The 23,050-nt window shown below is 72.0% G+C and carries 19 protein-coding genes and 2 tRNA genes; 14 read left to right on the top strand and 7 right to left on the bottom strand.

The annotated features are described in order from the left end of the window. The first annotated feature begins 137 nt into the window (after positions 1-137). Genes ACYVGN_RS03515 through ACYVGN_RS03495 form a run of 5 tightly spaced genes read left to right on the top strand, consistent with a single transcriptional unit; the run spans position 138 to position 5,100 of the window. Complete coding sequence (locus ACYVGN_RS03515) at positions 138-1,364, top strand: ferrochelatase (protein ID WP_134745492.1); 1,227 nt, start codon at positions 138-140, stop codon at positions 1,362-1,364. A 23-nt stretch (positions 1,365-1,387) separates the two neighbouring features. Beyond that, positions 1,388-1,876 (top strand): ribose-5-phosphate isomerase, encoded by a 489-nt coding sequence (locus tag ACYVGN_RS03510; RefSeq protein WP_055991326.1) that lies wholly within the window; start codon positions 1,388-1,390, stop codon positions 1,874-1,876. Then, complete coding sequence (locus ACYVGN_RS03505; protein ID WP_460788797.1) at positions 1,876-2,904, top strand: Fpg/Nei family DNA glycosylase; 1,029 nt, start codon at positions 1,876-1,878, stop codon at positions 2,902-2,904. Before ACYVGN_RS03510 ends, ACYVGN_RS03505 begins: the two co-directional genes overlap by 1 nt. Positions 2,905-2,926: 22 nt before the next feature. Further along, positions 2,927-3,589: an FMN-binding negative transcriptional regulator gene (locus ACYVGN_RS03500; RefSeq protein WP_460788795.1), complete on the top strand. Its 663-nt coding sequence runs from the start codon at positions 2,927-2,929 to the stop codon at positions 3,587-3,589. Further along, positions 3,586-5,100 (top strand): amidohydrolase, encoded by a 1,515-nt coding sequence (locus ACYVGN_RS03495; protein ID WP_460788793.1) that lies wholly within the window; start codon positions 3,586-3,588, stop codon positions 5,098-5,100. Before ACYVGN_RS03500 ends, ACYVGN_RS03495 begins: the two co-directional genes overlap by 4 nt. A gap of 60 nt (positions 5,101-5,160) precedes the next feature. On the opposite strand, the gene ACYVGN_RS03490 is transcribed toward ACYVGN_RS03495, so the two are convergent. Both ACYVGN_RS03490 and ACYVGN_RS03485 read right to left on the bottom strand, forming a co-directional pair. Then, on the bottom strand, positions 5,161-5,646 hold the full coding sequence (locus ACYVGN_RS03490) for a Dps family protein (RefSeq protein ID WP_055991338.1): 486 nt from the start codon (positions 5,644-5,646) through the stop codon (positions 5,161-5,163). A 183-nt stretch (positions 5,647-5,829) separates the two neighbouring features. Then, entirely contained in the window at positions 5,830-6,012 is a 183-nt protein-coding gene (locus tag ACYVGN_RS03485; protein ID WP_055991341.1) for a DUF1918 domain-containing protein, read from the bottom strand. Positions 6,013-6,122: 110 nt separating this feature from the next. Between ACYVGN_RS03485 and ACYVGN_RS03480 the strand changes: the two genes are divergently transcribed. After that, entirely contained in the window at positions 6,123-6,662 is a 540-nt protein-coding gene (locus tag ACYVGN_RS03480) for a gamma carbonic anhydrase family protein (protein WP_055991344.1), read from the top strand. Between the two features lie 6 nt (positions 6,663-6,668). Here ACYVGN_RS03480 and ACYVGN_RS03475 read toward each other — a convergent pair whose 3' ends face one another. Next, the gene (locus tag ACYVGN_RS03475; protein WP_460788791.1) at positions 6,669-9,536 is read right to left on the bottom strand and encodes a helix-turn-helix transcriptional regulator; all 2,868 of its coding nucleotides are present in this window, start codon (positions 9,534-9,536) and stop codon (positions 6,669-6,671) included. A gap of 52 nt (positions 9,537-9,588) precedes the next feature. Next, complete coding sequence (locus ACYVGN_RS03470; protein ID WP_156377161.1) at positions 9,589-9,759, bottom strand: hypothetical protein; 171 nt, start codon at positions 9,757-9,759, stop codon at positions 9,589-9,591. A 193-nt stretch (positions 9,760-9,952) separates the two neighbouring features. Here ACYVGN_RS03470 and ACYVGN_RS03465 point away from each other — a divergent pair. From ACYVGN_RS03465 to ACYVGN_RS03450, 4 genes are all read left to right on the top strand, one after another. Then, positions 9,953-10,023, top strand: a tRNA-Gly gene (locus tag ACYVGN_RS03465). An 81-nt stretch (positions 10,024-10,104) separates the two neighbouring features. Continuing rightward, a tRNA-Pro gene (locus tag ACYVGN_RS03460) sits at positions 10,105-10,178 on the top strand. Between the two features lie 74 nt (positions 10,179-10,252). Continuing rightward, positions 10,253-11,797 (top strand): trigger factor, encoded by a 1,545-nt coding sequence (gene tig, locus ACYVGN_RS03455; RefSeq protein ID WP_134745495.1) that lies wholly within the window; start codon positions 10,253-10,255, stop codon positions 11,795-11,797. 72 nt (positions 11,798-11,869) lie between these two features. Next, a complete protein-coding gene (locus ACYVGN_RS03450) occupies positions 11,870-12,370 on the top strand; it encodes a tetratricopeptide repeat protein (protein ID WP_055991353.1) in 501 nt (166 codons plus the stop codon). 6 nt (positions 12,371-12,376) lie between these two features. Here ACYVGN_RS03450 and treZ read toward each other — a convergent pair whose 3' ends face one another. Genes treZ through glgX form a run of 3 tightly spaced genes read right to left on the bottom strand, consistent with a single transcriptional unit; the run spans position 12,377 to position 18,542 of the window. After that, positions 12,377-14,089, bottom strand: coding sequence for a malto-oligosyltrehalose trehalohydrolase (gene treZ / locus ACYVGN_RS03445; RefSeq protein ID WP_460788788.1), 1,713 nt, complete (start codon positions 14,087-14,089; stop codon positions 12,377-12,379). Then, positions 14,086-16,380, bottom strand: a complete 2,295-nt coding sequence (gene treY / locus ACYVGN_RS03440; RefSeq protein ID WP_460788786.1) for a malto-oligosyltrehalose synthase — start codon at positions 16,378-16,380, stop codon at positions 14,086-14,088. The genes treZ and treY overlap by 4 nt, the downstream gene beginning before the upstream one ends. Further along, entirely contained in the window at positions 16,377-18,542 is a 2,166-nt protein-coding gene (gene glgX / locus ACYVGN_RS03435) for a glycogen debranching protein GlgX (RefSeq protein WP_055991362.1), read from the bottom strand. The genes treY and glgX overlap by 4 nt, the downstream gene beginning before the upstream one ends. Before the next feature lie 220 nt (positions 18,543-18,762). Here glgX and ACYVGN_RS03430 point away from each other — a divergent pair, with 220 nt between their 5' ends. From ACYVGN_RS03430 to clpX, 4 genes are all read left to right on the top strand, one after another. Next, positions 18,763-19,356 (top strand): ATP-dependent Clp protease proteolytic subunit, encoded by a 594-nt coding sequence (locus ACYVGN_RS03430; protein ID WP_055991364.1) that lies wholly within the window; start codon positions 18,763-18,765, stop codon positions 19,354-19,356. Positions 19,357-19,387: 31 nt separating this feature from the next. After that, positions 19,388-20,053 (top strand): ATP-dependent Clp protease proteolytic subunit, encoded by a 666-nt coding sequence (locus ACYVGN_RS03425; protein WP_055991367.1) that lies wholly within the window; start codon positions 19,388-19,390, stop codon positions 20,051-20,053. A gap of 131 nt (positions 20,054-20,184) precedes the next feature. Continuing rightward, the gene (locus tag ACYVGN_RS03420) at positions 20,185-21,657 is read left to right on the top strand and encodes an APC family permease (protein ID WP_460788784.1); all 1,473 of its coding nucleotides are present in this window, start codon (positions 20,185-20,187) and stop codon (positions 21,655-21,657) included. A 121-nt stretch (positions 21,658-21,778) separates the two neighbouring features. Beyond that, the gene (clpX, locus tag ACYVGN_RS03415) at positions 21,779-23,050 is read left to right on the top strand and encodes an ATP-dependent Clp protease ATP-binding subunit ClpX (RefSeq protein ID WP_055991373.1); all 1,272 of its coding nucleotides are present in this window, start codon (positions 21,779-21,781) and stop codon (positions 23,048-23,050) included.

The raw sequence follows: 23,050 nt of genomic DNA, 5'->3' as shown, positions 1-23,050 counted from the left end.
GAGCTCCCGTGGGATCTGGGTCGGGGGGTGCGGCCGCCCGTGGTGCAGGCGGCAACTGGTCAAGCCTACGTCGTCGGGCCTCTGCGCTCACGGAAGCCGGATGCGCCGCGTCCCCGGACTTCTACAGAGGTGAGAAAATGGAGCACGTGAACGAGCAGCGCGACGAGACCCAGACCACCGCAGCGACCCTCGAGCAGCGAGGCCCGCTGTTCGCCTCGGCGGCTGCATCGTCGGGGGAGCCGTTCATCGAGACGCCGGTCGCGTACGACGCGATCCTTCTCGCGAGCTTCGGCGGCCCGGAGGGGCAGGACGACGTCATCCCGTTCCTGCGCAACGTGACCCGCGGCCGCGGCATCCCGGACGAGCGGCTCGAGGTCGTCGCCACCCACTACCGGCACTTCGGCGGCGTCAGCCCGATCAACGCGCAGAACCGAGCGTTGAAGGCGGCCCTCGAGGCCGAGATCGCGCGTCGCGGGCTCGACCTCCCGGTGTACTGGGGCAACCGGAACTGGGCGCCGTTCCTCGACGAGGCCGTGACGGCCGCGGACGCCGCGGGCGATCGCCGCCTCCTGGCGATCGCCACCAGCGCCTACAGCTCGTTCTCGAGCTGCCGCCAGTACCGCGAGGACTTCGCGCGCGTCCTGACGGAGACGGGACTGGGCGATCGCGTCACGATCGACAAGGTCCGTCAGTTCTTCGATCACCCGGGATTCGTTCAGCCGTTCGTCGACGGCGTCGAGGCGGCCGTGCGTGGGTTCCTCGCCGACGGCGTGGCCCCCGAGCGCATCACCGTGCTGTTCTCGACCCACAGCGTGCCGATGCAGGACGCGGAGCGTTCCGGCCCGCGCGACGTCGACTGGGGCGAGGGCGGCGCCTACGCTGCCCAGCACTTGGCCGTCGCGGAGGCGGTCATGGCCGACATCGCGCAGCGTCTGCCGGAGGCCGCCGACGTGCCGTGGAAGCTCGTCTACCAGTCCCGCTCCGGCCCCGCCTCGCAGCCGTGGCTCGAGCCGGACATCAACGACGTGATCGCCGAGCTGCCTGACGCGGGAGCCGAAGCCGTGGCCATCGTGCCGCTGGGGTTCGTGAGCGATCACATGGAGGTCATGTGGGACCTGGACAACGAGGCGATGCAGTCCGCGGCGGATGCGGGCATCCGCGCGGTGCGGACGCCGACGCCCGGGGTCGACCCCGCATACGTGTCAGGGCTGGTCGACCTCGTGGAGGAGCGTCTGCGGGGCACACCCGTCTCCGAGCGCCCGCACCGGACCGCGCTGGGGCCGTGGTTCGACGTCTGCCGTCCAGGCTGCTGTGAGAACGTCCGCGCCGGATTCAAGCCCGCGGCCGCGGGCATCCTGCCCTGATTCGAGTCAATAGGATCGTCCCCATGCGCATCCACATCGCGACCGACCACGCCGGCCTCGAGTTCTCGACCCAGCTGCAGCACCACCTCGCCTCCCAGGGGCACGAGGTCGTCGACCACGGGCCGATCGAGTACGACCCGGTCGACGACTACCCGGCGTTCTGCATCCGCGCGGCCCAGGCGGTCGTGAGCGACCAGGCGGCGGGCGTCCCCGCGCTCGGCATCGTGTTCGGCGGCTCCGGGAACGGCGAGCAGATCGCCGCGAACAAAGTCGCGGGAGTGCGCGCGGCGCTCGTGTGGAGCATCGCGACGGCCGAGCTCGCCCGCGAGCACAACGACGCCAACGTGATCGCGATCGGCGCGCGGCAGCACTCGTTCGACGACGTGGTGCGCTTCATCGACCGCTTCATCGAGACGCCGTTCTCGAACGACGAGCGTCACGTGCGCCGCATCGCGCAGATCGCCGCGTACGAGACGGACGGGACGCTCGAGCCTGACCCGCGCGCGGCCTGATGCCCGAGGGCCATTCCGTCCATCGCATCGCGCGGCAGTTCGCACGCAATTTCGTCGGCCGGCCCGTCACGGCATCCAGCCCGCAGGGACGCTTCGCCGCGGGCGCGGCCGAGCTCGACGGGCGCGTGCCGACGCAGGCGCGCGCGGTCGGCAAGCAGATGTTCCTCGAGTTCGACGAGGAGATCTGGCTGCGCGTCCACCTGGGGCTGTACGGCGCGTGGGACTTCGCGGGCGAGATCCTCGTCGACCCGACGATCGCGGCGGCCAACGGCCGGATGGGCCAGACCAACCAGCGCGGCACGGACCTCGCCGCGCCGGAGGACCGCCCGGTGTTCGACGACGCGGGGGAGAACTCGCTCGCGTCCATCGGGGCCCCTCGCCGCACCCGCGTGCACGTGCGGATGTCGGAGCAGACGAAGGGGCTCGACGAGGCCGACGGCCTGGAGGCGCCCGACGCCGAGTGGCCGCCGCCCGTCGTGGGCCAGGTCCGGCTCCGCCTGATGACCGACGTCACGTGCGCCGATCTGCGCGGGCCGACCGCGTGCGTGGTCGAGACCCCGGAGCAGGTCGACGCCGTGATCGCGCGCCTCGGACCGGATCCGCTCGTGGGCGACCCGGTCGGGAACGAGGAGCGGTTCGTGCGCGCCGTGCGGCGGCGGAACGTCGCGATCGGTCAGCTGCTCATGGACCAGGCCGTCGTCAGCGGCATCGGGAACGTGTACCGGGCCGAGATGCTCTTCCGCGCGAACCTCGATCCGCACACCCCGGGCAGGGCGATCCCCGAGGAGGTCGTGCGCGGGCTGTGGCGCGACTGGGCGGGCCTGCTGCGGATCGGCGTCGAGACCGGGCAGATGATGACGATGGACGGCCTGGAGGGGGACGCCTGGCGGCGCGCCATGGCCCACCGCGACGACCGCCACTGGGTGTACCACCGCGCGGGGCTGCCGTGCCGGGTGTGCGGCACGGAGATCGTGCTCGAGGAGATGCAGGCCCGCAAGCTGTACTGGTGCCCGCGCTGCCAGCGCTGAGCGCCGCCGTACGATCGGTCGCATGCGCCAGAACCCGAGCTTCGCGTTCACCGATGTGGGCGAGCTGAGACGGCTGATCGACCGGAACCCGTGGGTGACGCTCGTCAGCGACACGGATGAGGGCCTCGTGGCCTCCCACTACGCCGTGCTCCTGGACGACGCGCGCGACGACCTCACGATCGTGGGGCACGTCGGCCGGCCCGACGATGCGATCCACGGGCTCGGGGAGCGGGAGCTGCTCGTGGTCGTCCAGGGGCCGCACGGCTACATCTCGCCCGGCTGGTACGGCGACGGCCCGGCGGTCCCCACATGGAACTTCGTCTCGGCGCATCTCGCCGGCGTCCCCGAGATCCTGAGCACCGAGGAGAACCTCGCGGTGCTCGACCGGCTCGTCGCTCGTTTCGAGTCACGCCGCAACGACCCGCGGCTGATGTGGGAGCGTCCGAACGACCGCGACTTCGTCGAGCGGCTCGAGCGCGGCACCGTCGGCTTCCGCCTGACCCCGACGCGCGTGACCGCCAAGCGCAAGCTCAGCCAGAACCGGCCCGACGAGGTCGTGGAGACGATCATCGGCGAGCTGGCGGGCGACGGCCCGTTCCGCAACCCTGCGCTGGCCGAGGAGATGCGCCGGAGCCAGGACGCGCGCGCGGCCGCGAGGGCCCGCGCCGAGGAGGAAGCCCGATGACGGCGGCGCGTGGCGCCCGCGTGGACGTGATCTCGGATGTCCGGATCGCAGGCGAGGGCCGCGAGCTGCTTCCCCTCGCGGCGATCGATCCCGGCGCCCGGTACGACGTGCACCTCGCCCACGGGATCATCGCCGACATCGCGCCCGCGGGCGCCCTGCCCCGGCGCGGCACGGTGCTCGACGCGGACGGCGCGTGGCTGATCCCGGGGCTGTGGGACCACCACGTGCACGTGCTGCAGTGGGCGCTCGGCCTCGAGCGGGTCTCGGTGAAGGACGCCGCGTCGCCCGCCGAGGCCGCGCGGCTCGCGGCAGCCGCGCCGGTGCGCTCCGACGGGCGCCGGATCGCGGTCGAGATGCGCGACGCGCTGTGGCCCGAGCCGCCGTCGACCGCGGCGCTCGACGCCGTCACGGGCGACGTGCCGACCTACCTGCTCAACCTCGACCTGCACTCGGTGTGGATGAACTCGGCCGCGCTGCGGCGCGAGGGGATCGCGTCGGACGGCGTGGGCGTCGTGCGCGAGGAGGCGGCGTTCGCGATCGCCCGGGTGCTGAACGACGTGCCGGTCGCCGACGGGGACGCGGCCGTGGCGCGCGCGGCGCAGGCGGCGGCCGGGCGCGGCCTGGTCGGGCTCGTGGACCTCGACATGACGTGGAACGAGGACCCGTGGCGTCGCCGGCTGGCCGGCGGGTTCGACGCGCTGCGCGTCGACTTCGGCATCTACCCGCAGCACCTCGACCGCGCGATCTCCCTGGGCCTGCGTTCCGGGGATCCCCTCGACGCGTCCGAGCTGGTGCGGGTCGGCCCTCTGAAGGTCATCACGGACGGGTCGCTCGGCACGCGCACGGCGGCGTGCTCGCACGGCTATGCCGACGACCCCGCCAACCACGGCGTGCTCACGGTCGGAGACGACGAGCTCGTGGAGCTCATGACCGCCGCGACCGCGGCCGGGATCGGATGCGCGATCCACGCGATCGGGGATGTCGCCAACACGCGCGCGCTCGACGCCTTCGGCACGACGGGGGCCGTCGGCCGGATCGAGCATGCGCAGCTCGTGCGCCATGCCGACCTGGCGCGGTTCGCGCGTCTCGACGTGGGCGCGAGCATCCAGCCGGCCCACGCGGTCGACGACCGCGACCTCGCCGACGAGCTGTGGCCGGGGCAGACCGCCTTGGCGTATCCGATGCGGTCCCTGCGCGATGCGGGGGCGAACCTGCTGCTGGGCTCGGACGCGCCGGTCGCGCCGCTCGACCCGTGGGCGTCGATGGCGGCCGCGGTGTTTCGGACCCGTGACGGCCGGGCGCCGTGGCGCCCGGAGGAGCGTCTCGATCCGGCGACGGCCCTGGCCGGCTCGACATACGGCGGCTCGCTGGCGGGCGCGCGCATCGAGCCGGGCGCTCTTGCGGATCTCGCGGTCGTCGCCCACGACGCGCTGACGGCTTCGGAGCCGGACCTGAGGACCATGCCGGTGCACGCCACGATGATCGCGGGGCGCCTCACCCACCTCGCCTGAGGGCGGCGAGCACACGACGAAGGCCCCGGACGCGTCCGGGGCCTTCGTCGTGGAGGCGGCTTACTCGGCGATGTGGGCGACGAGGAACCAGCGGTCCTTCTCGAGGCCCGCCTTGATGCCGATCGCGATGTCCTGGCTGGTGAGGTCGATCTCGTCCAGGCCGTCGATGGCGGCCTGGAGGTCGGCGATCACCTTGTCGATGTCCGCGACGACCGCGCGGATGACGTCGCCCGACTGCGCGAAGCCGGCGGACACCGCCGTGCCCGCGCCCTTCTGGGCGACGGCCTCGAGTCGTGCGTCGATCGGGAGGCCGAGCGCGACGATCCGCTCCGCGGCCTCGTCCGCCCAGGCGCCGGCGTGCTCGACGAGGGTGTCGAGGAACTCGTGCACGCCGATGAAGTTCGCGCCGCGCACGTGCCAGTGGGCCTGCTTGCCGTTGACGGTGAGTGCCTGCAGGCCCAGGACGACGGGAGAGAGGAACTGCGAGGCGCCCGCGGCGACGGTCGGGTCGGCGGCAGTGGTCGAGATGGTCTGGTTCTTGCTCATGACGTTCCTCCGGTTGATGGCTCAGGTGCCTTCTACGTAGCTCCAACGCTACTCACGCCACGGCATTCCGCAAGCAAGTGAAGGCTGGGCTAATTCCCGCTTCACCTGGGGGAAGCAAGGCTATCCATACCTCGGGTGGGCGCCCGTCGCGCTTGCCGCCCCCGGATGGATGCCCCACCTCGCTCAGGCGGGGACGATGTGCGCGTCCGGGCCGGGGAACACCAGGCCCTCGTGCCCGTCCGCCCACCGCACCAGGTACGGCGGCTCCCCGTCGGCGCCGCGCACCTCGAGCACCACGGCCTCACGGCGGTGCTGCTCGGCGGTGTGGCCCTCGACCACCAGTCGATCTCCGCTCTTCGCGCCCATGTGCGACCTCCCGTCCTCTTCGAATGGGCCTGTCTCCACGATGCTCCGAAGGGCCGGTCCAGGCAAGGGCCCGGAGGCGCTCGGGCGCACGAGGGCCTAGCATCGGCCTCATGCCGGTCTCGACGCTCGCCTCGATCCTCCCGCTCGACGACGACGTGCCCGCCCTGCACCCCGACGCGTTCGTGGCGGACGGGGCGCGCATCGTCGGCGCGGTCGCGCTGGGCGACCGGGCGAGCGTCTGGTACAACGCCGTGGTGCGCGGGGACGTGGAGTCGATCACGATCGGGGCCGGGAGCAACCTGCAGGACAACGTCTCGGTGCACGTGGATGCCGCGAATCCGGTGGAGATCGGCGAGCATGTGTCGGTCGGGCACAACGCGGTCGTCCACGGCTGCACGATCGGCGACGGCTCGCTCATCGGCATGGGCAGCGTCGTGCTCTCGGGCGCGGTGATCGGCGCCGGAAGCCTGGTCGCGGCGGGCGCGGTGGTGCTCGAGGGCACGGAGATCCCGCCGCGGTCCCTGGTCGCGGGCGTGCCTGCGAGGGTGCGCCGGGAGCTCACGGACGAGGAGGTCTCGTCCCTGCGCGCCAACGCGGAGCGCTACGTCGCCCACGCCGAGCGGCACGGCTCGGCGCTGAGGGGGAGCTGAGCGGTCTCAGCCCGCGACGAGGTCGTGCGCGAGATGCGCGGCCTCGGCCCGGTTCGACGCGCCCAGCTTGCGCAGGATCGCCGACACGTGGACGCTCGCGGTCTTGCCGCTGATGAACAGCCGCTCGCCGATCTGACGGTTGCTCAGCCCGGCGGACACGAGCTCCAGCACCTGACGCTCGCGCTCGGTGAGGCCGTCGGCGGGAGTGCGTGAGCCGTCGCGGAGCAGGCCGCTGGAGCGTCCGAAGCCGAGGGCCGCGTCGCGGACCGCCAGCACGCCGAGCGCCTCGGCCTCGTCGACGGCGTGCTGGAGCGTCTCGCGCGCCGCGGCACGGTCGGCGTCGGCGAAGCGCGCCTGGGCGAGCCGCAGCCGGCTGTACGGGCGCACGAGGACGGGCAGCCGCTCGTCCGCGGCCGCCGTCGCGGCGGCGTCCCAGGCTGCGGCCGTCTGAGCGAGCTCGGCCTCGATGAGAGGGCGCCAGGCCGGGTGGGTGGGCCACCACGCGAACCGGTCGAGGATCGCCCGCAGGGCGGCCGGGGCACCATCCGCCGCATCGGCGTCGACCGCGCCCTCGCCTGCGCGCGCGATGACCCGGGCGACGCTCCAGCCGAAGGGCGGCACGTGCCCCGGATGAAGGCGCTCGGGATCCGCGGCGAGCAGCGCCTGCGCGTGGCGCCAGGCCGCGGCCACGTCGTCGGTCGCGAGCGCGACCTCGGCCGACACGTGGCTCACGGTCAGCCTCGACTGCAGCTCGAAGGCTCCCGTGGACGCGAACATCGCGAGCGACCGCTGCAGGGTCTCGTGCGCGCCCTCGGCGTCGCCCCGCCACAGCTGCAGCCAGGCCTTCCCGCGTGCCAGATACGAGCGCGAGGTCGACGGCGGGGCGACCTGAAGGGACCGGTCCAGCAGCTCCGCTGCCTCGTCCCAGCGGCCGAGCGCCATGAGCGGGTCCACCGCGTTCGAGGCGAGCACCATGCCCGATGTGCGGTCCGCGCCGAGCCTGCGCGCGGCGACCATCCCCTCGCGCGCGATGTCCAGCGCCCGCGGGAACTCGCCCAGGTGGAACGCGAGATCGGACGCGTTGACCCAGTACCGCAGCAGCGCCGCGCCGTCCTCGCCCGCGAGCTCGCGCGCCCGCTCCAGACCCGTGATCGACTCCTGTACGCGCCCCAGATGACCGTGGCACAGCGCGGCGATGTTGACGCCCACGGACTCGAGCCGCCGTGCTCCCGCCGCATGCGCGAGCGCCGCGCCCTCGGTCGCGAGGGTGAGCGCATCCTCGTCGTCGCCGTTCAGCATCAGCCGGCCGGCGAGCGAGATCATGACGTCCGCGCGCATGGTCTCGATGCCGGGCTGCGAGGCCAGCCCGTCGAGCGTCGCGAGCGCCGCGCGATACGCCTCGACGGCCCCGGGCCTGGCGATCTGCGCGAGACCGCGACCCTGGTTGTTCAGCAGCCGCGCGTGATCCAGCGTGCCCGGCGGGCATTCCGCGAGAGCGGACCTCAGCACCGCGAGCGAACGCTCCACGTCGCCGGCGTTGCGCAGATACGTCGCCGTGCGCCCCATGAGCTCGAGGCGGGACATGCCGCCGGTCGCCTCCGGATCGTCGACCACGTCCCACAGCGAGAGCGCGCGCTCGGCGTGCTGCGCCGCCGACGCGTAGCCCATCGCGGTGCGCGCCTCGCGCATCGCGCGCAGCCAGGCGGGAAACGCGCGGCGCGCGTCGCGGGCGCCGGACCAGTGGTGGGCGACGGACGCGGCGACCGGCCGCCCGCGACCGGCGCAGGCCTCGTACTCGAGCGCGTAGCGCTCGTGCAGCCGCTCCCGCTCGCCGGGCAGGACGTCGTCGAGGATCGCCTCCCGCACGAGGGCGTGCCGGAAGCAGTAGCCGGTCTCGGTCGCGAGGATCACGCCGGACGCCACCGCCTCGCGGATCGCGGGTTCGATGTCGTCGGGCTCCGCTCGGAGCACGGCGGCCAGGAGGTCGTGGTCCACCTCGACGCCCCCGACGGCGAGGTGGCGCGCGATCCGCTGGGCCTCTTCGGACAGGCGCTCGTAGCGCACGAGCAGGAGCTCGCGAAGGCCCTCCGGGAGCTGGGGCGCGCCGTCGCGGCACCCGTCGAGGTCGACCAGCTCCTCGATGTAGAAGGGGACCCCGTCGGTGCGCTCGAGGAGCGCGTCGACCTCGGCCTCGGCGGGCGGGGCGCCCGTCAGGGCCTGCATGAGGAGCCGTGTGCCCCGGCGGTCCAGCCGCGCCAGCTCGACGCGCCTCGCGCGCCGGTCGCGGGCGAGCTCGGCGAGGAAGGGCCGCGCGACGTGCCCGCGGCCGATCTCGTCGGAGCGGAAGGAGACCAGCAGCAGGACGCGGGCGTCCGTGAGTGCACGGGTGAGGAAGCGCAGCACGGCGAGGCTCGCCGGATCGACCCAGTGCAGGTCCTCGATCACGAGCACGACCGGCGCATCCGCGGCCGCGGCCTCGAGCAGCAGCGCGATCGCCTCGTGCAGTCCGCCCGGCGCGGCCGGGGCGCCCGCGTCGCCGAGTTGCGGGAACAGGCCCTGCAGCGCACGATGACCGCCCGCTCCGACGACCGCGCGCAGCTCGTCGCCGTGCTCGATCGCGAGCGGCCGAAGCGCACCCGCGATCGAGGTGTAGGCCTCGCCGGCGCCGCCGAGGTCGACGCAACGCCCCACGAGCACGCGCGCCTCGCGGGCGTGGCGCTCGAGGAACTCGGTCACGAGGCGGGTCTTGCCGATGCCGGCCTCGCCGCCCACGACGACCGTGCGCGGCTCGCCCGCGGCGACCTCCGAGAGGGCGGCCGCCAGCTCCGCGAGCTCGGTGTCGCGCGCGACGAGATCGACTGTGTGCGGTCTCACCTCTTCATGGTCGCACCGGCCGCCGACATCGGCGCCGGCCGCGGCGACGAGATCAGGCACCGAGCCGCGGCAGCAGCCGGTGGAGCGCCCGCCGGGGCCGCGCGCCGGAAGCCGGACGGTCCTCCCGCCGCTCCTCGAGCGCGCGCAGGCGCGCGATCCGGAGCTCGGCGGCGCGGACGTCCTCCTCGTACCGGATGATCCCGATCATCGGATCGATGTGCATCTCCCGCTCCATCCCCTGTGGTGGGGCCGCACTGTCGGCGGCCGATGAGTCCACGCTCGTCTCTGAGGTGGGGCGGGGACATCGGGAGGATGCCGTATCTCTCGTGCTCCGGGCCCGGTCGCCCGCATAAGGCGGGAGCGTCGGGGGTGGTGCGCGGAATCGGCTAGACTCGAACGCGCTGCCCGGCAGCCCCGGGGATGTAGCTCAATGGTAGAGCCCCAGTCTTCCAAACTGGCTACGCGGGTTCGATTCCCGTCATCCCCTCCGCACGCGGCCCCGTGAAGACCCGCCGACTTCGTCGGCTAGACTTCACGGGGCCGTTTCGTGTTCCCAGCGGGGGATCCCCGGGGCGTAGCTCAGCTTGGTAGAGCGCCCGCTTTGGGAGCGGGAGGCCGCAGGTTCAAATCCTGTCGCCCCGACATACGGCCACCCAGACCTATGAGCCCGACGCGCGGCCTGCGCGCGGGCACCGCAACGAGGAGAACGAAACCTTATGGTCAACAGCACCGTCGAGAAGCTCAGCCCGACGCGGGTGAAGCTGCACATCACGGTCAGCCCCGAGGAGCTCAAGCCGAGCATCCAGCACGCCTACGAGCACATCGCCCGCGACGTGCAGGTCCCCGGCTTCCGCAAGGGCAAGGTTCCGGCTCCGATCATCGACCAGCGCATCGGCCGCGGCGCCGTCATCGAGCACGCCGTCAACGAGGGCCTCGACGGGTTCTTCCGCGCCGCCGTCGCCGAGCACGAGCTGAAGATGCTCGGCCGCCCGTCGGCCGACATCGTCGAGTGGCCGAGCGAGAAGGACTTCTCGGGCGACCTGGTCGTCGACGTCGAGGTCGACGTGCGCCCTGAGTTCGACCTGCCCGACTACGAGGACCTCACCATCACGGTCGACGCGACCGAGGTCGACGAGTCGGCACTCGACGAGGAGCTCGACCGCCTGCGCGCCCGCTTCGGCACGCTCATCCCGGTCGACCGCCCGGCCGCCAAGGGCGACTTCGTCGAGCTGGACCTGGTCGCCACGATCGACGGCAACGAGATCGACCGCGCCGAGGGCGTCTCGTACGAGGTGGGCTCGGGCGAGCTGCTCCAGGGCATCGACGAGGCCATCGAGTCGCTCACCGCGGGCGAGGCCACCACGTTCCGCTCGACGCTCGTCGGCGGCGACCACGCCGGCGAGGAGGCCGAGGTGGCCGTGACGGTCAAGGCCGTCAAGGAGCGCGAGCTGCCCGAGGCCGACGACGACTTCGCCCAGATGGCGAGCGAGTTCGACACGATCGCCGAGCTGCGCGACAGCCTGCGCGAGCAGGTCGAGTCGCGTGGCGCGTTCTCGCAGGGCTCGGCGGCGCGCGACAAGCTCGTCGAGACCCTCCTCGAGAAGGTGGAGATCCCGGTCCCCGCGCAGCTCATCGAGGACGAGGTGCACAACCACCTCGAGCAGGAGAACCGCCTCGAGGACGACGCGCACCGCGCCGAGGTCGCGGAGGCCAGCGAGAAGCAGTTCCGCACGCAGATGCTGCTCGACGCCCTCGCCGAGAAGCTCGAGGTGCAGGTCTCGCAGGACGAGTTCACGCAGTACCTGATCCAGATGTCGGGCCAGTACGGCATGGCGCCGCAGCAGTTCATCGAGGCGCTCCAGCAGGGCAACCAGCTGCAGGCGGTCATCGGCGACGTGGCCCGCAACAAGGCGCTCGCGATCGTCCTGGGCAAGGTCGAGGTCGTCGACACCAACGGCAAGGCCGTGGACCTGTCGGGCTTCGCCGCGACGGACGAGGACGAGGCGGTCGACGCCGAGGAGGCCGCCGAGAAGCCCGCGGCGAAGAAGGCCCCCGCCAAGAAGGCGCCGGCCAAGAAGGCCGCGGCCGAGGAGTCCGCGGACGCCGACGAGGCTCCGGCCGAGAAGGCTCCGGCCAAGAAGGCGCCCGCCAAGAAGGCTCCGGCCAAGAAGGCCGCCGCCGAGGAGGCCCCGGCCGAGGAGGCCGAGGCCCCCAAGAAGACCACGCGCAAGAAGAAGGTCGAGGCCGAGGCCGCGGAGTGATCCGCGACTGACGCCCGCGAGGGGGACGGATGCCGTGGCATCCGTCCCCCTTTCCGCACCCCGAGGAGGACCATGACCGCTCACGGCTTCGACGACTGGCAGCGGCGGATCGACGCGGTCTGGGCGGATCCCGCGCTGACGGATGAGGATCGCGTGGCGCGCATCGACGCACTGGCCGCCGAACGGGGCCCGGATGACGCGGTCGCGCTGTTCGAGCGCGCCGGCGCGCGCGACAGCGCGGGCCTCGAGACCGAGGCGGAGCCGCTGTACCGGCGCGCGATCGAGGCGGGGCTGGACGATTCCCGGCGGACGCAGGCGACCATCCAGCTGGCGAGCACGCTGCGGAACCTGGGCCGCGTGGACGAGAGCCTCGCATTGCTGCACGCCGAGTCGGAGCGCGGAGGCGCGCTGCGCGACGAGCTCGCCGCGTTCACGGCCCTCGCCCTCGTCTCGAGCGGCGATCCCGTGCGGGCGGCGTCCGTCGCGCTGACGGCGCTCGCTCCGCACCTCGGGCGCTACTCGCGCTCGGTCACCGCCTACGCGGCCGAGCTCGTCGAGGTCCGCGAGCCCTGAGGCTGCTCAGGCGCGGATGATCGCGCCGGACCGAGGCGGCACGGAGCCCGCCTCGAGCGGACGCGTCGCGAACAGCACCTCGCGCGGCTCGCCGATCTCCAGCGGCGCGTCGGCGAGGTTCACGACGATCTCGAGCGCGCCGCGGCGCAGGCGGATCCACCGCGGATCCTCGCTCCACTCGGCGCTCAGGCGGGAGAACCGCGGGTCGGTGAGGTCCGGCTCCCGGCGACGCAGGGCGGCGAGCTCACGGTGCACGGCCAGCAGCCGCGTGTGCCGCGAGTCGCCGGCCTCCTCCGGGTACGGCTCGGCCCAGTCGAGCTTGGATCGCCGGAACGTCTCCGGATCCTGCGGGTCGGGGACCACATCGGGGTCCCAGCCCATCCGTGCGAACTCCGCGATGCGGCCCTTGGCCGTGGCGGCACCGAGGTCCGGCTCCGGATGCGCCGTGAAGAACTGCCACGGCGTGGAAGCCGCCCACTCCTCGCCCATGAAGACCATGGGCGTGAACGGCCCGGCCAGGGTGAGCATCGCGGCGATCGCGAGCGCGTCGTCGTCCAGCGTCTGCGAGATCCGGTCGCCGGTGGCGCGGTTGCCGATCTGGTCGTGGTCCTGCGCGTACGCGACCAGGCGCCAGGTCGGGGTCTCGGGCGGGATCGGGTGGCCGTGCCGGCGCTCCCGGAACGACGACCACGTGCCGTCGTGGAAGAACCCGCGCGTGGCGGCCTTGGCCAGCGCCTCGATCGGCTCGAAGTCGGCGTAGTAGCCGGCGGTCTCGCCCGTGAGCGCGACGTGCACGGCGTGGTGGTAGTCGTCGCTCCACTGCGCGTGCAGGCCGTACCCGCCCGCCTCGCGCGGCAGGATCAGCTTCGGGTCGTTCATGTCCGATTCGGCGATGAGCGTGAGCGGGCGCCGCAGATGGGCGCTCAGCGCATCGACCCGCTCGGCCATCTCCTGCAGCAGATGCGTGGGGGAGTCGTCGACCAGGGCGTGCACGGCGTCCAGTCGCAGGCCGTCGACGTGCATGTCCCGGAGCCACATGAGCGCGTTGTCCACGATGTAGTCGCGCACCTCGCGGCGGGACAGGTCGACCGACGAGCCCCACGTGTTGGCGCTGTCCTCGCGCAGGTACGGCGCGTACCGCGGCAGGTAGTTGCCGCTGGGCCCGAGGTGGTTGTAGACGACGTCCTGGATGACCGCCAGGCCCGCCGCGTGGCACGCGTCGACGAACCGCCGATAGGCGTCGGGGCCGCCGTAGGTCTCGTCGACCGCGTACCAGAGCACCCCGTCGTAGCCCCAGTTCCAGTCGCCGTTGAAGGAGTTCACCGGCAGCAGCTCGACGAAGTCGACCCCGAGGTCGACCAGGTGCGGCAGGCGGCCGATGGCGGCGTCGAGCGTGCCCTCGGGGGTGAAGGTGCCGAGATGCATCTCGTAGATGAGCGAACCGGCCAGCTGCCGGCCGGTCCAGCGGTCGTCCGTCCACGCGAAGCCGCCGAGGTCGTGCACCCGGCTCAGGTCGTGCACGCCCCGCGGCTGCCGCAGCGAGCGGGGATCGGGCAGCGGGGTCGGATCGTCGTCGAGCAGGAAGCCGTAGTCCTGCCCCGGCCGCTGCTCGACGTCCGCGCGCCACCAGCCGTCGGGGTCCCGGCGCATGGCGTGCTCGGCGCCGTCCAGGAGCAGGCGGACGGACGCCGGGCGCGGCGCCCACAGCTCGAAGCTCACGACGCGTCCTCCTCACGCAGCAGCAGGGCCACGGGGTATCGCGCCAGCAGGCCCGCCAGGCCGACGGCCCCGCCCTGCACGCTCTCCCCGGTGATCGTCTCGGTGTAGCGGCCGGGCGGCACGAGCACGACCGTGTCGCCCCAGCCCCCGCGGCGCTCCAGGCCGATCGGGAGCCGCGTCGCGACGGTGACCGCCCCGCCCCGGTCGAACGCGATCGCGTGGTCCGTGGCCGCACCGACGACCTCCAGCCCCGCGTAACGGGTGAACAGCTCGGGTCGGTCGCGACGCGCGTGGAGGGCGCGGGTCGTGACCAGGAGCTTGGCGGCTCCGGTCTCGTCCAGCTCGGGCAGCTCGCCCGAGCCGATCCCCTCCAGGATGGCGCGCCGCGCGTCGTAGTCGACGGGCAGCCGGTTGTCGGGGTCGACGAGCGACCGGTTCCACAGCTCCGAGCCCTGGTAGACGTCCGGGACGCCCGGCGCCGTCAGCTGGAGGAGCTTCGCCGAGACGGAGTTCGACCATCCCGCCGCCTGCACGAACGCGACGCACTCCTCGAGCGCGGTGCGGGCGACGTCGTCGTCGAACGCCGCGTCGACGAGCGCGTGCAGCCGCGTCTCGAACTCCTCGTCGGGAGCCGTCCATGTCGTCCCCGTGCCGGCCTCGCGGGCGGCCTTCTCGGCGTACGCGTGCGCGCGCTCCCGGGACAGCGGCCACGCCCCGAGGATCGAGGCCCACAGCAGCGCCTCCAACGGCCCGTCGCCGAGCGGCGCCCGGCCGCGCAGCGTGCGCAGGGTGCTGGCCCAGAGCCCGGGCACCTCGGCCAGCGCGTCGATCCGCGCGCGGGTGTCTTCGCCGCGCTTGGTGTCGTGCGTCGACAGGGTCGTCATGGACAGCGGCCAGGAGGCCTGCCGGACGCGCTGGCGGCGGTGGAACTCCGCGACGTCGATCGCGAACTCGGACGGGTCGCCGCCCACCTCGTTCAACGACGCGAGCCGCCCGTACCGGTAGAACGCGGTGTCCTCGACGCCCTTGGCCATCACGGCGCCGGACGTCTGCTGGAACCGGATCGCCGCGGCGTGCGCCGGATCCGACAGCGCCGGCAGCAGGCGGTCGATCGCGGCGGCGAGGTCGGGGCGGCGCCCGCGCGCCGCGTGCGCGGCCTCGTGCAGGTGCTCGATCCCGGCCGGCAGGTAAGAGCGGTACACCGGGAAGCACGCGAGCAGCTCGGCGAGCGCGTCCTCGGCATCCGGCCCATCCGGGACCAGCCGGGCGAGCCGGCGCACCTCGGCGTGGAGCAGCCCGTCGGCGATCGCGCGCTTGCCGTCGTGCACCATGGCGGCCCAGTCGACGGCGCCGCCGCGCGATTCGACCTCCAGCTCGTCCAGCGCGCCCCGGCCGGCGGGGTCGACCAGCACGCGGTCGACGTCGCCGAGCGCGTCGTATCCCGTGGTGCCCGCCGTCGCCCAGTGGGCGGGCAGCTCCTCGCCGGGCTCGAGGATCTTCTCGACCAGCACGTACGCACCGTCCGTCGCCTCGGCCAGCCGCTCGAGGTAGCCGCCCGGATCCGTGAGCCCGTCCGGGTGGTCGATGCGCAGCCCGTCCACGAGCCCCTCGCGCACCCAGCGCAGGATCTCGGCGTGCGACTCGTCGAACACCCACGGCACCTCGACCCGCACCGCCGCGAGCGTCGAGACGGCGAAGAAGCGCCGGTAGTTCAGCTCGGAGTCGCCGCGCCTCCAGTGCACGAGCTCGTAGTGCTGGCGCGCGTGCACCTCGGCGGGCGGGGCGCCGTCGTCGCCCGTGCCCGGCGCGAGCGGGAAGCGGTGATCCCAGTACCGCAGCGTGCCGTCCTCGACCCGCAGGGGCGGGTCGTCCTCGCCCAGCACCGGGATCCGGATGCGCCCGCCGCCCGCGTCCCAGTCGATGTCGAACGCGTCGGCGTAGCGCGAGCCGCGGCCGTGCGTCAGCACGTCCCACCACCAGGGATTGAGGTGCGGCGTCGCGACGCCGACGTGGTTCGGCACGACGTCGGCGAGCACGCCGAGGCCCGCGTCGCGGGCCGCCTGCGCGAAGCGGGCCAGCCCCTCGGCGCCGCCGCGCGCCGGATCGACCTTCGAGTGGTCGACGACGTCGTAGCCGTGGTTCGATCCCGGCTCGCTGGCCAGGAGCGGAGAGAGGTACACGGTGTCGATCCCGAGATCCGCCAGGTATCCGACGATCTCCGCGGCGGCGTCGAGCGGGAACTCCTCGCGGATCTGGAGCCGGTAGGTGGCGCGGGGGACGCGGCGGCTCATGCCTTGCCCCGCATGTGGCGCACCGACGCGGCGGGGGAGTAGTCGGTCGCCGCCTCGGGGTCGCGCCACTCCTGCAGCACCACCACGGAGCGCGCCTCGACCGGCAGGGCGCTGCCGGCCTCGCGCTGCGACGGATCCGGTCCGTTCGCGGTGTTGAGCACGATCTCCCAGGACGCGCAGTACTCGGCGGCCGGCAGCGTGAAGTCCACGGGCTCGGAGTGCGCGTTGAAGCAGATCAGGAAGTGCCGGTCCGTGATCCGCTCGCCGCGCGAGCCGCGCTCGTGGATGCCCTGGCCGTTGAGGAACACGCCCAGCGAGCGCGCGTAGCTCGTCTGCCAGTCGCTGTCGTCCATGGCCGTGCCGTCGGGGCGGAGCCACGCGATGTCCGGCACCGGGCCGCCCTCGCCGCGCCACACGACGCGCCCGTCGAAGTAGCCCCAGCGGCGGAATGCGGGGTGCTCCCGGCGCAGTCGGGCGACGTGGGCCGTGAACTCGATGAGCGGCTCGTCGGCCTCGTCCCAGTGGATCCAGCTGAGCGGCGTGTCCTGCGCGTAGCCGTTGTTGTTGCCCTCCTGCGTCCGGCCGAGCTCGTCGCCGTGGAGCAGCATCGGCACGCCCTGCGACAGCAGCAGGGTCGCGATCATGTTGCGCTGCTGGCGGGCGCGGAGCTCGAGGATCTCCGGATCGTCCGTCGGGCCCTCGACGCCGAGGTTGTACGAGCGGTTGTGCGACTCGCCGTCCTTGCCGCCCTCGCCGTTCGCGTCGTTGTGCTTCTCGTTGTAGGACACGAGGTCGCGCAGCGTGAAGCCGTCGTGCGCCGTGACGAAGTTGATGGACGCGATCGGGCGGCGCGCATTGGCCTCGTACAGGTCCGCGGAGCCCGTGAAGCGCGACGCGAACTCGCCCAGGGTCGCCGGCTCGCCGCGCCAGAAGTCCCGGACCGTGTCGCGGTACTTGCCGTTCCACTCGGTCCACTGCGGCGGGAAGTTGCCGACCTGGTAGCCGCCGGGGCCGACGTCCCACGGCTCCGCGATCAGCTTGACCTGCGACACCACCGGATCCTGCTGCACCAGGTCGAAGAAGCTGGAGAGCCGGTCGACCTCGTAGAACTCCCGCGCGAGCGTCGCGGCCAGGTCGAAGCGGAACCCGTCGACGTGCATCTCGGTCACCCAGTAGCGCAGCGAGTCCATGATGAGCTGCAGCGAGTGCGGGTTGCGGACGTTGAGGGTGTTCCCCGTGCCCGTGTAGTCCATGTAGTACTGCTTGTCGTCCTCCACGAGGCGGTAGTACGCGGCGTTGTCGATGCCCTTGAACGACAGGGTCGGCCCCAGGTGGTTGCCCTCCGCGGTGTGGTTGTAGACCACGTCCAGGATGACCTCGATGCCGGCCGCGTGCAGCGCGCGCACCATGGCCTTGAACTCCTGCACCTGCTCGCCCTTGTCCCCGCTGGACGAGTACTCGCCGTGGGGCGCGAGGAACCCGAGCGTGTTGTAGCCCCAGTAGTTGCGCAGCCCCCTCTCCAGCAGCACCGAGTCGTGCACGAACTGGTGCACGGGCATCAGCTCGATCGCGGTGATGCCCAGGCGCTGCAGGTGCGCGATGACCGCGGGATGCGCGACGCCTGCGTATGTGCCGCGCTGCTCCTCGGGGATCTCGGGGTGCAGCTCCGTGAGGCCCTTCACGTGCGCCTCGTAGATGAGAGTGCGGCCGTACGGCGTGCCGGGGCGGCGGTCGCCGCGCCAGTCGAAGTACGGATTGATCACGACCGACCGCATGGTGTGCGGGGCCGAGTCGTCCTGGTTGCGCACGTCGGGGTCGTCGAACGTGTGGTCGAACAGGGCGGGATCCCAGTCGATCGAGCCGGACATCGCCTTGGCGTAGGGGTCGACCAGCAGCTTGCTCGGGTCGCAGCGCAGGCCGTTCGCGGGGTCGAAGGGCCCGTGCACGCGGTAGCCGTACTCCTGGCCGGGGGCCACGTCGGGCAGGTACGCGTGCCACACGTTGGCGTCGACCTCGATGAGGGGCACGCGCGTCTCCGTGCCCGCGTCGTCGAACAGGCACAGCTCGACCTTCTCGGCGACCTCGCTGAAGAGGGCGAAGTTCGTGCCGTCGCCGTCATAGGTCGCGCCGAGGGGATAGGGACGTCCGGGCCACGTTTCCATGCGCACCTGCCGTTCTGGTTGTGGTCCTGAGGAGGGTCTCGGCTCGACGCTAGCGGGGTCCCGGACGCCGGGAAAAGGGCTTGCCGGTTGAGCGCAGACCCGGTATCCCGCGCCCCACGCTGGGCCTCCGCGACGCGAACGTATGCCCACGGCGAACACGCGCGAGGCCCGGATACCCCGCGGGTAGGGTCATATCGACGCACCACTGAATGGAGTGAGAATGCCCGAACCGCTGATGGCACAGAGTGTCTTCGACCGGCTGCTGAAGGACCGCATCATCTGGCTTGGCTCGGAGGTGCGCGACGAGAACGCGAACGAGATCTGCGCGAAGATCCTGCTGCTCGCCGCCGAGGACTCGCAGAAGGACATCTACCTGTACATCAACTCGCCCGGCGGCTCGATCACTGCGGGCATGGCGATCTACGACACCATGCAGTTCGTGCCGAACGACATCGTCACGGTCGGCATCGGCATGGCCGCCTCGATGGGTCAGCTCCTGCTCACCAGCGGCACCAAGGGCAAGCGCTACATCACCCCGAACGCCCGCGTGCTGCTGCACCAGCCGCACGGCGGCTTCGGCGGCACGGCCAGCGACATCCAGACCCAGGCCCAGCTGATCCTCGACATGAAGCGCCGCCTGGCCGAGATCACGGCCGCACAGACCGGCAAGACCGTCGAGCAGATCAACGAGGACGGCGACCGCGACCGCTGGTTCTCGGCCGAGGAGGCCCTCGCGTACGGCTTCGTCGACCACATCCGCGAGCACGCCGTCGACGTGACCGGTGCCGGCGGCACCGACCGCGCGGCGAACTGAGCCGGCAGCCACAGAGAAGGACGTATCGAAGATGCACACCCCCTACACCGGCCAGACGTCGCCCCAGGGCCTGCAGATGCCCGGCAGTCGCTACATCCTGCCCCAGTTCGAGGAGCGCACGGCCTACGGCTACAAGCGTCAGGACCCGTACAACAAGCTGTTCGAGGACCGCGTGATCTTCCTCGGCGTGCAGGTCGACGACGCGTCGGCCGACGACGTGATGGCGCAGCTGCTCGTCCTGGAGAGCCAGGATCCGGACCGCGACATCATCATGTACATCAACTCGCCCGGCGGCTCGTTCACGGCCATGACGGCGATCTACGACACGATGCAGTACATCTCGCCCCAGATCCAGACCGTGGTCCTGGGACAGGCGGCCTCCGCGGCGGCCGTGCTGCTCGCGGCCGGCGCGCCCGGCAAGCGCCTGGCGCTGCCGAACGCGCGCATCCTGATCCACCAGCCCGCCGTGGGCGAGGCCGGCCACGGCCAGGCGTCGGACATCGAGATCCAGGCGGCCGAGATCCTGCGCATGCGCACGTGGCTCGAGGAGACGCTGTCGAAGCACTCCAACCGCTCGGTCGAGCAGGTCAACAAGGACATCGACCGCGACAAGATCCTCGGCGCGGTCGACGCGGTCGAGTACGGCCTCGTCGACCAGGTGCTCACGACCCGCAAGCGCCAGGCGATCGCCAAGTAGTCGCCGACCTCCGTCGGCCCGACGCCCCGGATCCCGCGTGGGATCCGGGGCGTCGTCGTATCTCCGCGGTAACGTCCTCGAAACCCCGGCCCGGGACCATGGGCCGCGACGGAGCGGATCGAAGGGGGAGCATGACGAGCGTTCAGACCAGGGGCGGGCGCCGCGACGGCGTGTTCGTGAAGGCGATGGGATCGGTCGACGCGCTGTTCGTCGGCTTCGGCGCCATGATCGGCTTCGGCTGGATCACGCTGACCAGCGGCTGGCTCACCTCCGCGGGCACGTGGGGAGCCATGCTCGCGTTCATCGTCGGCGGGGCCATCATGGTCCTCGTCGGCCTGGTGTACTCGGAGCTCGTGTCGGCCATGCCGCACGCGGGCGGCGAGCACAACTACCTCATGCGGGGCATGGGACCGCGCTGGTCGATGCTCGGGTCGTGGGCCATCACGGGCGGCTACATCACGGTCATCCTGTTCGAGGCCGTCGCGACGCCGCGCACGTTCGACTACCTGTTCCCGGGCCTCGCCTCGCTCATGCCGATGTACACCGTCGCGGGCTTCGAGGTCGGGCTGCCGTGGGCGCTCGTCGGCGTCGTGGCCGCGGTCGTCGTGACGTGGATCAACATCCGCGGCGTGAAGATCACGTCGCTCGTGCAGACCTTCGTGGTGGCGTTCCTCCTCCTGGTCGCGGCGCTCCTGGTCTTCGGAGGGTTCGCGGGCGGCGACGTCGCCAACACCGAGCCGCACTTCGTCGGCGGCGTCGCGGGGTTCGCGATCGTGCTCGGCGCCGTGCCGTTCCTGTTCGTCGGCTTCGACGTGATCCCGCAGGCGGCCGAGGAGATCGACCTGCCGCCGAAACGGATCGGACGGGTGCTCATCCTGTCCGTCGCGATGGCCGTGGCGTTCTACCTCGTGGTGATCTACGTCACCTCGCTGGCCATGCCGGCGAGCGAGCTGGCCTCGTTCGACCTCGTGACCGCCGACGCGCTGGCCATCATGCTGGGCGCGGACTTCTGGGGACGGGTCGTGATCGCGGGGGGCCTGGCCGGCATCCTGACCTCGTGGATCGGCTTCCTGCTGGGAGCGTCGCGCCTGCTGTGGGCGATGTCGGTCTCGGGCATGATCCCGGAGTGGTTCGGGAAGGTGCACCCGAAGTACCGCACGCCGTCGAACGCGCTGCTCTTCATCGGCGCGCTGTCGGTGCTCGCCCCCTTCGGCGGCACCGCGGTGCTGGGCTGGGCCGTCGACGGCGGCTCGCCGATGATCGTGCTCGCGTACGCGCTCGTCGCGCTGTCGTTCTGCCTGCTGCGCGTCAAGGACCCGGGGATGTCGCGCCCGTTCCGCGTGGGGCGCGGGCGCACGACCGGGATGGTCGTGGGCGTCGCGGCGACCGTGCTGTGCGTGCTGCTGTTCCTGCTCTACATCCCCGGTCTCACACCCATCAGCATCACGCTCGCCTGGCAGTCGTACCTGATCTTCGCGGTCTGGATGGTCGTCGGCGTGGTGTTCGCGCTCCGGCTCCCGAGCGGCATCAAGGCCGGGCCCGACACCGAGGCGATCCTGATCGCGGAGATCGCCGCTCGCCGCGGGCGCTCGGCGAAGGGCTGACCAGAGTCCGTGCGACGGACCGTGACAGGACTGTCACCGAATACGTCGCGCGTCGCGGCCCGGTGTCGGCGGCAGCGGTTAGGCTCGTGGAAGCTCGAACGGAAAGGCCCGAGGAGGACACATGGCTCGCATCGGTGAGAGCGCCGACCTGTTCAAGTGCTCCTTCTGCGGGAAGAGCCAGAAGCAGGTCCAGCAGCTGATCGCCGGCCCCGGCGTCTACATCTGCGACGAGTGCGTCGAGCTCTGCAACGAGATCATCGAAGAGCGGATGGCCGAGTCCCAGGGCGGGGGAGAGGTCGCGGAGTTCGACTTGCCCAAGCCGCGCGAGATCTTCCAGTTCCTCGAGGAGTACGTCGTCGGCCAGGAGCCCGCCAAGCGCGCGCTCGCGGTCGCGGTCTACAACCACTACAAGCGCGTCCGCGCGCGCGGCGAGCTGAAGCCCGCCGACCAGAAGGCCGAGGACGTCGAGGTCGCCAAGAGCAACATCCTGATGCTCGGCCCGACCGGCTGCGGCAAGACCTATCTCGCCCAGACCCTCGCGAAGCGCCTGAACGTGCCGTTCGCCGTGGCCGACGCGACGGCCCTCACCGAGGCCGGGTACGTGGGCGAGGACGTCGAGAACATCCTGCTCAAGCTGCTCCAGGCCGCGGACTTCGACGTCAAGCGCGCCGAGACCGGCATCATCTACATCGACGAGGTCGACAAGATCGCCCGCAAGGCCGAGAACCCGTCGATCACGCGCGACGTCTCGGGCGAGGGAGTGCAGCAGGCGCTGCTGAAGATCCTCGAGGGCACGGTCGCCTCGGTGCCGCCGCAGGGCGGCCGCAAGCACCCGCACCAGGAGTTCATCCAGATCGACACGACGAACGTCCTGTTCATCGTCGCGGGGGCGTTCGCCGGACTCGAGGACATCATCTCGTCGCGCGTCGGCAAGCACGGCGTCGGCTTCGGCGCCCCGCTGCACGACAAGAGCGACGACAGCGCGCTGTTCGGCGAGGTGCTGCCGGAGGACCTGCACAAGTTCGGCCTGATCCCCGAGTTCATCGGACGCCTGCCCGTGATCGCCTCGGTGCAGCCGCTCGACCAGGACGCGCTCATGGAGATCCTGACCGCGCCGCGCAACGCGCTGGTCAAGCAGTACCAGCGCATGTTCGAGCTCGACGGCGTGCAGCTCGAGTTCGAGGAGGAGGCGCTCCGTGCGATCGCCGACCTCGCGGTGCTGCGCAAGACCGGCGCGCGCGGCCTGCGTGCGATCCTGGAGGACGTGCTCGGCCCGATCATGTTCGAGATCCCCTCGAGCGACGACGTGGCCAAGGTCGTCATCACGCGCGCCGCGGTCGAGGACGGCGCCGAGCCGACCCTCGTCCTGGCCCAGAAGAAGAAGAGCGCCTGA

Source organism: Microbacterium lacusdiani, assembly GCF_054779895.1.
Note: the sequence above shows the minus strand (reverse complement) of the source record. Positions and strands in the feature narration are given on the sequence as shown.